We start from the raw sequence: 11,440 nt of genomic DNA, 5'->3' as shown, positions 1-11,440 counted from the left end.
TAACCAGCACGATACTTATTCGTCCGGCTTTTCGCCCAGAATTTCCCGCAAAATGCTCCGCAGACGCTGCAGGTAGTCGGACAGCGTTTTGGCCGACATCGTCAGCCGCCTGGCCAGTTCGGCCTGATTGGGCCGCGATATACCTTCGTCTTCGATCGTTCGGATCCACTCCTCAAAGACCGCCGTAAGACCTTTGCGGACACGCGCTTGCTGCTCCTTCGCAATCCGCCCCGGAACGGTTCGCTTAAGCATCTCGAATAGGTCCCTCGTGTCGGTGCCGTCATCGGGCCGCACGAGCCTCACCAGGCGAAGCGACTCGTCCTGCCCCTCGTAGGCAAGCTCGCCCGCGGGTACCGCGTGCCTTGCCGCCCAGTCGTCCCGCGCGCGTGAGGCAATCGCCGCCACGAGGTCGGAAACGCGAAAACAGCCAATGCCGTCGGCCTCGATCCCGTTGAGAAAACCGATCATCCATTCGCGGCCGCTGTCCGAGGTCGTCACCAGCTCCGCCAGGGCGTCGCCCCACTTGGCTGCTTCCGCGACAGCTTTGCGCAATCGCTCAAAATCGCAGGGAGTCGAGGCGGCGTTGGCGGCGCCCAGCAGAACAATCGCTGCGCTTCGCAAGCGTCCGTCGTCGGTTCCCCTGACAGACGCTTTGCCGGATGTGGCCAAATCGGCCACGGCGGACTCCAGGTTTTCAAACACGGCGTAGCCAACCGGGTCGCGCCGGAGCTGTCGATCGAAGAGAAAGCGATCCACGTTTCGCCGGATCAGCCCCTCGATGTTCGGCAGCACCATTGCGCGGCTGGAAGAGGCGAAGGCCTTTCAGAACCTGGCCGTGAGCAAAAAGAAGGACGCCGATGAACGGGCAGAAGACGAGCGCGCCGGCCGCAAGCTGCAAAAGGCGATTCGTGCCATGCTGGCGACGTTGCCCGACACGTTGATGAAGGACCGCGCCGATTTTCTGACCATTTTCGACGAAGCCGTAACGAACGCCGGCTTGCGGTTGGCCGCGCCGGTGCGTCGGGCCATTCTCGACGCCCTCAGCGAGCGTGATGAGACGGCCGCCATCTGTCGCGATGAAGAGGGCAACCCCGAGCCTGACAGCGAGTTGCGCGACACCGAGAACGTGCCGCTGGGTGAAGACGTTTACGCCTATTTCGAGCGGGAGGTGAAGCCGCACGTGCCCGACGCCTGGGTCAACGAGACGGTCCGCGACGAAAAGGACGGCGGCATCGGCATCGTGGGTTACGAGATCAACTTCAACCGCTATTTCTACCGCTATCAGCCGCCGCGCCCGTTGGAGGAAATCGAGGCCGACATCAAAGCCGTCGAGCAAGACGTGCTGCGGCTGTTGAAGGAGGTGGCTGGATGAGCGCGGCGCGATACACACGCGAGAGACGCCGGACGAATTGTCGGGACGCCGTCCCGACAATCGCGCCGGTCCGTAGCACCGAAGGTGCGTCATTCGATAGCGCAGGGTGCAACCCTGGGTTGCGGTGGCGCGCAAATACCGTAGCCCTGAAAGGGCGTCATTGCGGAGTCCAACGCATACCGTCACGCCCCGATCAGGCGCCGGAACACGGGCACGGCTACAACGTAGGGCCGGCAACTTTGGCCCGTCGACGGACTGCCACTGACCTGCCGCCGGCGCAGGGAGGCCGCCGATGACAACCACGATACGCGATCAGGCCGCTGTTCGCTGCTGGAAGCGATATCCGGAATATCGACCAATAACGCATCGGTGGCTTACCTCGGCCCCCACGACTTGGGCCGTAAAGAAGGTTTCTTGGTTGTTCCACGCTACCGGTAGCGGGACGACACCCAACACCGGCGATCAGTCGTATTTTGGCGGGGATATTCCGTGGGTTAATACCGGCGACCTCAACGACGGGTGGCTTGATGACATACAGAAGTCAGTCACCGAAACAGCGATAATAGATCATTCCGCATTGAAGGTTTATCCAGCCGGAACATTGCTAATTGCCCTTTACGGGGCGACGATAGGCAAACTCGGCATCGTATCGAGGCCAGCAGTTACTAATCAGGCTTGCTTCGCGATGGCTCGGCCCAAGGGAGTGGATGTTCGCTATGTGCTTTATTGGTTCCTCGGCAATCGTGAAAGAATCGTCGCGATGTCGTATGGTGGTGGCCAGCCGGACGTTAGCGGAGAGTTGATTCGCAACCTCCGAATCAACGTACCGCCGCTATCGGAACAATGCTGCATCGCGGCGTTCCTCGACCGCGAGACTGCAACCATCGACGCCCTTGTCGCGCAAAAGGAGCGGCTGATTGCACTGCTGGAAGAGAAGCGGCGGGCGGTCATCAGCCACGCCGTCACGCGCGGCCTCGACCCCGCCGCGCCGCTTAAAGATTCCGGCTCTCCTTTTTGGGGACCGATTCCTGATCACTGGACCATGACTAAGCTCCGATACCTGGTCCCCGACGAGCGCCAGGTAATGTATGGGATCGTGCTTCCTGGTCCGCACGTTGACGACGGCATCCCAATCGTTAAAGGTGGGAACTGTGAGGAGGGCCGTTTACGACTTGAGTTTATGAGCCGAACATCCAAGGAGATTGAAGCTGGCTACGCACGATCCCGCCTCCAGGAAGGTGACATTGTTTACGCCATTCGAGGGAGCATTGGCGCCGCACAAATTGTCCCGGCCGAGCTAAGCGGAGCGAATCTTACTCAAGACGCGGCGCGAATTGCTCGGCACCCTGGCGTAAATGTGCGCTGGCTCCTCTACGCTGTTCGCTCGATGCCTTTTTTTGCCAAGCTTGAAGCCGGTGCGCTTGGGGCGACGATTCAGGGAATTAACATCCGCGACTTGAAGCGCGCGGACCTCCCGTGTCCGGGAATGGGCGAACAGGAGCAAATCGCGCGTTTCCTCGACCGGCAATGCTGCCAAACTGACTCACTCATCCAGCGAGTCGCGGACGGCATTGCGCACCTGCACGAGTACCGCGCCGCCCTGATTTCCGCCGCCGTCACGGGGCAAATCGACGTGCGAGGCGAGGTATGATGAAGGAGAAAGGAGAACCAACGATGACCCGTATTGTCGTTCAATCGAAGACCGACCCTGACGGCACGCTACACCTCGATGTTCCGCTGGGCAGGGATTTGGCGAACCGCGAAGTGTCGATCACCATTGAGTCGGAACCGTCAGTGCCGCAACAAGAATACTTGGAGTTCCTGCAAGCGACAGCCGGCGCCTGGCAAGGCGATTTCGAACGGCCAACGCCGACCCAGTCCGAGGAGCGAGACGCATGGCCTTGATTTGAGCCGGCTTTAGCCGGGCTTTCAACGCTTTGCCACCAGCTTTAGCTGGTGGTGCCGGGGTGCCAATCATTGTTGCTGTTGAGCCGGCTTTAGCCGGGCTTCCGAAATGTGGAAAGTGGCTTTGAATCAATGGCTAAAGCCGCAAATGCAAAAGCCGGCTGAAGCCGGCTAACGAAACGGGTACTCGGGGCGACAACCACCAGCTAAAGCTGGTGGCAAATACTCTAAGTCCGGCTAAAGCCGGCTGCAAGAAAACCGTCTTCGCCGGCGAATCATGAGCATATAGAAGCTGGAAACGCGGCGGCGAGCTGCAACCGCAGGGCGTTTCAAGACTGGCAAACGCATGAATAAAACCATCTCCGAACAGGCCCTCGAAACGGCCATCGTCGCCGACCTGGTCACGGCGCACTACGTCCAGCGGCCGCCGGCGGCGTTCGACAAGGCACTCTGCCTCGACCCCGGGCCGCTCGTCGACTTCGTCGAGGCCACGCAGCCCAAAGAATGGAAAAAATTCGTCGAGCAGCACCGCGAAGCGGCACGCGATCAGTTGCTCAAGCGCGTCGCCGACGCAATCACCGCCGACGGCACGGTTACGGTTTTACGCGAGGGAGTGAAGGCCACCGGCTGCAAATTCCGGCTGGCGTTCTGGAAGCCCGAAACCTCGCTGAATCCCGACACCGACGCGCTCTATCAGGCGAACCAGTTCACCGTCATGCGTCAGGCGCGGTACAGCGAAAAGAGCGACCACAGCCTCGACCTGGTGCTTTTTCTGAACGGCTTGCCGCTCTTCACGGCCGAGCTCAAAAACCCACTCAACGACCAGGACGTGACCGACGCCATCGTCCAGTACCGCCGCGACCGCGACCAGCGCGAGCCGCTGTTCGCGCTCGGCCGCTGCCTGGCCCATTTCGCCGTCGATCCGCTGCTGGTGTATGTGACCACGCAGTTAAAGGGCGACGACACCGCCTTTTTGCCCTTCAACCGCGGCGACGGCGAAGGAAAATACCGCGGCGCCGGCAATCCGCCGCCCAAGCTCGGCAGCGGCTTCAGCACCGATTATCTGTGGCGCGAGGTCTGGGCGCGCGACAGCGTGCTCGACCTGATGCAGTACTTCGTGCAGGACGTCCGCGAGCGCGACGAGCAAGGCAAGCTCAAACGCTCGATCGTCTTCCCGCGCTATCACCAGTTGGAATCGGTGCGCGAGTTGGTGGCGCATGCCCGCGAGCACGGAGCCGGGCAGAACTACCTCGTTCAGCATAGCGCCGGCAGCGGCAAGTCGAACTCGATCGCCTGGCTCGCGCATCGCCTGGTGTCGCTGCACGACCACCACGATAAGCGCGTGTTCGACTCGGTGATCGTGGTCACCGACCGCGTCGCGCTCGACCGCCAGTTGAGCCGCACCGTGACTTCCTTCGAGCAAACGGCCGGGCTGGTCGAGCACATCGACGAAGGCGGCAAGCATCTCAAGCAGGCGCTGGAGGCCGGCAAGCAGATCATTGTCACCACGCTGCAAAAATTCCCCGTCGTGCTGGAGGAGATGCGCAAGTTTGGCCAGGAAACGCTGCCCTGGAGAGCCGATGGGCTGCGGTTCGCCCTGATACTCGACGAGGCCCATTCGTCGCAAGGGGGCGATGCTGCCAAAGAGATGAAATCGGCGCTGCGCGTCGGCTCCGACGACGAAGAGGGCCAAAGCGCGGCCGACCTGGCGCGGAAAGACCAGCAGGCCCGCGGACGCATGCAGCACGTCAGCACCTTCGCCTTCACCGCCACGCCCAAGCACGAGACGCTGGAAATCTTCGGCGTGCCGAATCCCGGCGGCAGCCCGGCCTTTATGCCCTTCAGCCTCTACAGCATGCGGCAGGCGATCGAAGAGGGCTTTATTCTCGACGTGCTCAAGAACTTCATCTCTTATCGCACCTATTGGACGCTGCTCAAGAAGGTCAAGGAAGACCCCAAGTACGACCGGCAGAAGGCGAGCAAGATGCTCACGCGGTTCGTGTCGGAAAACCCCAAGACGATCCGCGAGAAGGTGCATGTGATCGCCGAGCACCTGGCCCACAAGATTTTAGACCAGATCGACCACCGCGCGCGGGCCATGCTCGTCACCAGCTCGCGGCAGCAGGCGGTTTCGTACAAGCTGGAGATTGACAGGTATCTGGACGAGAAAGGCTATAGTTGGAAGGCCGTGATCGCCTTTTCGGGCACGGTCAAAGACGAGGAGACCGGCAAGGAATACACCGAGGCCGGCATGAACGGTTTTTCCGAAGCCCAGACCGCGGCCAAGTTCGCCACCGATCCCTATCGGCTGCTGATTGTGGCCAACAAGTTCCAGACCGGCTTCGACCAGCCGCTGCTGCACACGATGTACGTCGACAAGCGGCTGGCCGGCGAGGTGAACGCGGTGCAGACGCTTTCGCGCCTGAACCGCACGCTGCCGCCCTACAAAACCGACACCTGCGTGCTCGACTTCGCCGACAACGCCGAACTGGTCAAAGAGGCGTTCGGCCGCTACTTCGGGCAAACCAGCCTGGCCGAGGCCACCGATCCCAACGACCTGCACAAAGTCGAGAGCGCGCTGAAGAAATACAACTTTCTCTTCGCGGCCGACGTGGAGAGTTTCGCGGCTGCGTTCTATAAGCCCCGGGCGGTGATGGAGAAGGTTTACGCGGCGCTCAAACCGGTGGTGGAGCGCGTGGAGGCCGGCCAGGAGGACGATCGCCGCGAGTTCCGCGGGCAGTTGCACCGCTACGCCGACCTCTATTCGTTCCTCGGGCAGGTGATCCCCTTTGCCGACCCCGAACTGGAGCAGCTCTACCAGTTTTGCCGTTGTCTGTTGCGCGTGCTGCCGGTGCCGCGCGAGGAGCAGCCGCGCGAGTTGAAGAAGTTTGTCGACATGAGCACGGTGCGTCTGGTTCAGGCTGCCCGTGAGTCGCTCTCACCGGCCTTGGGCAAGGGCGTGCTGGAGCACGAGAAGGCCGGCCTGACCGGCGGCAAGCCCGACGAGGTGCTGGAGCCGCTGTCTGAAATCCTCAAGCTGCTCAACGACCGCTTCGGGACGAGCTTCGCGGAGGACGACAAGCAGTTCTTGGAGACGCTGGAGGAGAAGCTCGACGCCGACGTGGGGATGGCGTCCAGCTTCGCGGTGAACACGCGCGAGAACGCGCGCCTGACGTTCGACCACAAGGTTCGCGACCACGTGCAGGACATGATCGACGTGAACTTCCGGTTTTTCAAGCAGATCAACGACAAGCCCGAATTCGCCGCGTTTTTGAACGATCTGCTGTTTGATCGGTACGCCCAGCGGAAGGAACGGACGGCGGATGAGGGCGCGACGTAACATGATTGGCGTTAACCCTGGGCCGCAATTGCCCAGTGTTTAACAGAACTTCGAAGAAGGATCGTCAGTGATGCGACTGTTGCAGCGACTCTTCGGTCGAGTGCGGGAAGCGACCGGGACCGACCCCATCAAGCACGTCGTCGTGCTGATGTTCGAGAACCATTCGTTCGACCAGATGTTGGGCTGCTTCAAGTCGGTTTATCCCGACCTGGACGGCGTCGATCCGCGGCAGCCATACAGTAATCAGGATTCGGCGGGTCGAAAATACTTCCAGCGGCAATCGAACGATACCGTCGTCAATCCCGATCCGAAGCACGAACTGGAGCACATCCTGAATCAGCTTCGAGGTGGCAATGCGGGATTCGTATCGGAATACGAAAAAGAGTATCCAGCCACCACGGCCGATGAACGCCAGCGAATCATGGATTATTTTGGCAAAGGCGACTTACCGGCGTTGCACGAATTGGCCGAATGCTTCACCATCTGCGACCATTGGTACTCGTCAGTACCCGGCCCGACATGGACCAACCGCTTCTTCGTGCATTCGGGCACATCCAAAGGTCTGGTCACGATGCCAGACGGCTTTGCGCCGGCCAGGTATTACCTGAGCTACAACCAGGATACGATCTACGACCGGCTCAACGAACGTCGTATTTCATGGCGCATTTATCATGGCGATGTGCCGCAGTCGCTGGTTCTTCGCCATCAGCAGCAGCCACACAACGCCCGCCACTACTTCTTTCTGGATCGCTTTTTCCGCGACGCCACGGGCCACGAACGCAGCTTTCCGCAATACACGTTCATCGAGCCGAATTACTTCCACCTGCCGTTCGAGCAGCAGCCGCAAAACGACGACCATCCGCCGCACTCGACAGTGGCAGCCCAAGAGCTACTAGCGAAGGTCTACAACGCCATCCGGAGCAACGCCGAACTCTGGAACTCGACGCTGCTGATCGTCGTCTATGACGAAAACGGTGGCTTTTACGATCACATCGAGCCGCCGGCTGCAGTTCCGCCTGACGAGCATCATGAGGAATACACCTTCGATCAGCTCGGTGTGCGCGTGCCGGCATTACTGGTGTCGCCGTGGGTTGATCGCGGAGTGCTGCCGACCGAGTTCGACCACACGAGCTTGCTCAAATACATGGCCGACAAATGGGGCCTTCGACCCTTGACCCAGAGGGACCGCAGAGCGAACAGCTTCGCCGCGGCGATCCGGCTTTCAGGTCCGCCTCGCACAGACACGCCTTTATCGCTCAGCGTGCCATCCCCGAAGCTGGCGATGGCCGCAGCACCGATGACCGCAGAACAGCCGGAACCCGCAATGAACGAGAATCAAAAGGCGCTTCTGCGGTTCACGGAGGATATCGAGCCAAAACCGGTTGCTGCGGCCGCCGCGGCGGCTCCCGGCGGATTTGCCGCGGCGGTCGCCGCTCCAACTCACGGCCAATTGGCCAAATGGCGGGTCGAAGCGTTTTTGCGACAGCAAACGGCTACCGCTGAAGCGTCCACAGCCGTTTCGCCTTAACCTGTGGCAGCCTCAGACACGCAAGCGCGCTTTACTGGCGAAAAGCGACCGGCTGGCGAAATCGCGCTGGCGAACGCCCCGCCCGAGGCGTCAAAGTAGCAGGCACGCTCCGCCGTGCCGTTGCCTTAAGCCGGTTGACGCTGCGCCCGAGACAACGTCGATCGGAGCGCGTGACTCGATTCAGTGGTGCGCCATCGGAAGTGCTGCAACGGCACGGCGGAGCGTGCCTGCTACTTTGCATATGCCAGATATTCGCCGGGCGAAAGGCCGGCGCGGATGGGGTTGGCGGCGATGTACCGCCGCAAATGCTCGAATTGTTCGACGCTCCGCACAAGATGATCGAAACTTTCTTCTTGCCAGAAGCGGCCATTGCGCCCGAGCAACTTGTTGATCTTGCCAGCCGTAAACGTCTTCCAAGACCGGCACTGGGCCTCGATTTCGGTCCCTCCGATGAGGCAGGCTAACAGATGTACGTGATTCGGCATCACCACGAAATCGCCCAAGTGGTAGCGGTCTCCATCAAAGTGCCGCAGGCTTTGCCCGACGATTTCCGCCAGTGCCGCCCTGCGCAGCACACAGGCGCCATAGCCGCGATCGAGGTAATCCATGAATTCGCGGGTAAACTTGCGGTGGTATTCGTCCTCCAGCTCGGCGCTCTCTCGCAGCGTTGCTTTCCAGTTGGGCTGGTGAGGATCGATGCCGTGGCGCGCCAGCCAAACGTCGCGTCGCTTGTGCCACGACCGCAGCAACGACTGCGGGACCGAATCGTCGGTGCGGAAGGTAACGAAGTAGGTCACGCCGGGCTGGTACCAGTGCGGCAGCGTCCCTTCTCGGATCGTCAATTCCCCGCGCGGATCAAACAGTTCAAAACACATGGTTGCGCCTCTCAGGAGAACTGCATACAACCGCCAAGATAATCAGCAAGCCGCATCGCGCGAAGCGTCAAAGTAGCAGGCACGCTCCGCCGTGCCGTCGCCTTAAGCCGGTGGACGCTGTGCTCCCGGCAACGTCGATCGCAGCGCGGGCCGGATCCGGTGGTGGCGTCTCTCGTGATGCGGCAACGGCACGGCGGAGCGTGCCTGCTACTTTGTGCCGGCTGCTGACGTTGTCTTGGTAAATATCGCCGTCTCACCGTTGAAGAAGTCGGACATCTGCCCCGGCGGCCCGTTAAGTACCTGTCGAACGAGACGTGGGCATCCAACATTCTTCCAGGATAACTACTCAATACCATGCTGAACGCCACCGCTGACCGCCTGATCCACGAAGTTGCCAACCAAATTGAAAGCGCCGATGCGCCGCTCCAACTGACGCTGCCGATCACCGACCCGATCGTCTATGGCTACATCACGCAATTCCCCAACGACCAGCGCGTCGAGAAGGCCGCCGAGGCGCTCAAGGTGGGTGTCATCGCCATCAAGTCGGCCAGCCCGACGCTCGATATGCGCGTCGTCCACGACAAATTCGCCGAGGTCGAATCGCGCTTCAAAGATTTTGTTGGCGAGTTTCAGGAAGAAATGACCGCACACCTCGGGCATTACTTCAAAGACAAAGACGGGCAACTCCCGCGCTCGCTCGACGGCTTTCTCGGTCAGGAGGGGCACCTGGCGCGGATCATCCGCGCATGGTTCGATCCGGCCGACGGCAAGCTCGGCCGACTGATGGAAGCCCAGGTCGGGCCCAACAGCCTGTTCGCCCGATCGCTCGATCCGAAGAACAAAGACGGCGTGATCATGCTCATCGAAGCTCGCATGCAGAAGCTGCTGGAAAACCGGCTCAATGAGGTGCTGGCCGAGTTCTCGCTCGACCAGGAAAAGTCGGCCATGTCGCGGCTGAAGACGCTGCTCGACGAGGGTTTTCAGAAGATCAACCTGGCGTTGGGCGTCAAAGAGGCCACCGCCGCCGAGGCTGCCCGTAGGCACGTCAAGGGGATCGAGTTTGAGGCCGATCTGTACAAAGTCTTCGCGGCGATGGGCCGCGGGCTGGGCGACGAGACGGAGTTTGTCCGCGGCACGCCCGGCGAAACGCGCAAGAAAGTCGGCGATTTAGTGGCTATCTTGGGCGAGACGGCCGGCGCGCCGGGCGTCAGGATCGTTTTCGAGGCCAAAGACTCTCGTTACAAGCTGAAGGAAGCGATCGACGAGTTGGAGGCGGCCAAGGAGAACCGTGCCGCCGGCATCGGCATCTTCGCCTTCGCCAAGGGGAGCGAGCCGGCCGAGATCGGCGATTTCCGCCGCATCGGCGACGATTTCTACTGCACGGTCGATAAAGACGACCTCGCCGCCGGCAAGCCGCTCTTGTTCTTCGATTCGGCCTACAAGATCGCCCGAGCGCTGGCCGTGGCCGCGGCGCGGCGCGAAGCGGCCGGTGGACTCGATTTGCAGGCCATCGAGCAGCACGTGCAGGAGTTGCTGGGCTGGGTCGCTCGCATCGGCGAAATGGCCACCAAAGCCCGCACGATCCAGACCAGCGGCAAGTTCATCGAAGAGCACGCGACGGAGCTCAAGCAAGACCTTGACCGGCGCCTCAACGGGGTCCTGGAGATGCTCCGCAACGGTCAAGAGGCCGGCCTCACGGGCATAGGGTAGGATGGCGTTCACATGACGGGCTGGGAAGCCCATCCTCCGCGCACGGCCGCGACCGGCCAAAGTGCCGGGGCCGTCGTACAGCAGCCGCCGGGCATGCAAAGAGACCCAGGCCACATCCCCGGAACTTTCTGGCCGCTGGCGGCGTCTAACGGTCAGCGGCGGCGGGTGGTGGGCGAGCCTGCCGGATTTTTCCGCGGGGGGTGATTTTTTGACGGTCGCCAAGCGTATTGCTGGCAGACGGGGAAAAGAGCGGGCCGATGGTCGGTCGCGCGTGCTGAGACATTGAGCAGTGACGCCGGCTGTTGGTCGACCGCACCCCCCGCGCACGGTGTGGGCAAATTTGCCCACACCGATGAAACACGAGGTTTTGGCTGTCGACCGACCTGATGCGGCCCGCCGGCTCCCGTCGAGGTGCGGTGAGAGATCGAAAACAAATCGGTCCAAGCCAACGGTGCGGTAGAACACAGGGAGCCACGCACGGCGCCTGCAACCGATCCAACCCAAGCCAGTCGCGAGATAGAACATAAGAATGTCTTGGTTCCGAGCGGATGCCGCCGGCTTGCCCGGCGGGGGTTCGCGTTGGCCGTCTACAGGACGACGCGCCCGACAGCCGCTTGCGGTAGCGGGCCGCCGCTTCCCGGTCACCCTCCCGCTTGCGGAGCAAGCGGGCTACGTAGCCCGCCCGCTCCGCGAGCGGATCGGCGATCGGG

General features: G+C 61.5%; 9 protein-coding genes. 7 read left to right on the top strand and 2 right to left on the bottom strand.

Features of this window, described 5'->3' with window-relative positions:
* Positions 1-15: 15 nt before the first annotated feature.
* Positions 16-795, bottom strand: coding sequence for a hypothetical protein (locus tag VNH11_24815; GenBank protein HVA49611.1), 780 nt, complete (start codon positions 793-795; stop codon positions 16-18).
* Here VNH11_24815 and VNH11_24810 point away from each other — a divergent pair.
* The 5 genes from VNH11_24810 to VNH11_24790 all read left to right on the top strand — a co-directional run bounded on the left by VNH11_24810 (position 779) and on the right by VNH11_24790 (position 8,145).
* Entirely contained in the window at positions 779-1,372 is a 594-nt protein-coding gene (locus VNH11_24810; GenBank protein ID HVA49610.1) for a hypothetical protein, read from the top strand. The genes VNH11_24815 and VNH11_24810 overlap by 17 nt on opposite strands.
* A gap of 292 nt (positions 1,373-1,664) precedes the next feature.
* Positions 1,665-3,023 carry a restriction endonuclease subunit S gene (locus VNH11_24805; protein ID HVA49609.1) on the top strand — a complete coding sequence of 453 codons (1,359 nt, stop codon included), beginning with the start codon at positions 1,665-1,667 and terminating at the stop codon, positions 3,021-3,023.
* 23 nt (positions 3,024-3,046) lie between these two features.
* Positions 3,047-3,277 carry a hypothetical protein gene (locus VNH11_24800; GenBank protein HVA49608.1) on the top strand — a complete coding sequence of 77 codons (231 nt, stop codon included), beginning with the start codon at positions 3,047-3,049 and terminating at the stop codon, positions 3,275-3,277.
* Positions 3,278-3,623: 346 nt separating this feature from the next.
* Positions 3,624-6,617: a type I restriction endonuclease gene (locus tag VNH11_24795; GenBank protein HVA49607.1), complete on the top strand. Its 2,994-nt coding sequence runs from the start codon at positions 3,624-3,626 to the stop codon at positions 6,615-6,617.
* A 70-nt stretch (positions 6,618-6,687) separates the two neighbouring features.
* Positions 6,688-8,145, top strand: coding sequence for an alkaline phosphatase family protein (locus VNH11_24790; GenBank protein HVA49606.1), 1,458 nt, complete (start codon positions 6,688-6,690; stop codon positions 8,143-8,145).
* 230 nt (positions 8,146-8,375) lie between these two features.
* Here VNH11_24790 and VNH11_24785 read toward each other — a convergent pair whose 3' ends face one another.
* Positions 8,376-9,020: a hypothetical protein gene (locus VNH11_24785; GenBank protein HVA49605.1), complete on the bottom strand. Its 645-nt coding sequence runs from the start codon at positions 9,018-9,020 to the stop codon at positions 8,376-8,378.
* A 354-nt stretch (positions 9,021-9,374) separates the two neighbouring features.
* Here VNH11_24785 and VNH11_24780 point away from each other — a divergent pair, with 354 nt between their 5' ends.
* Both VNH11_24780 and VNH11_24775 read left to right on the top strand, forming a co-directional pair.
* Entirely contained in the window at positions 9,375-10,730 is a 1,356-nt protein-coding gene (locus VNH11_24780) for a hypothetical protein (GenBank protein ID HVA49604.1), read from the top strand.
* Positions 10,731-11,259: 529 nt separating this feature from the next.
* The coding region (locus VNH11_24775; GenBank protein ID HVA49603.1) for a hypothetical protein at positions 11,260-11,440 on the top strand (181 nt) is incomplete at its 3' end.

Source organism: Pirellulales bacterium, assembly GCA_035533075.1.
In the GTDB taxonomy this organism is placed as follows: Bacteria; Planctomycetota; Planctomycetia; order Pirellulales; family JAICIG01; genus DASSFG01.
This window is presented reverse-complemented; position numbering and strand designations above follow the sequence as displayed.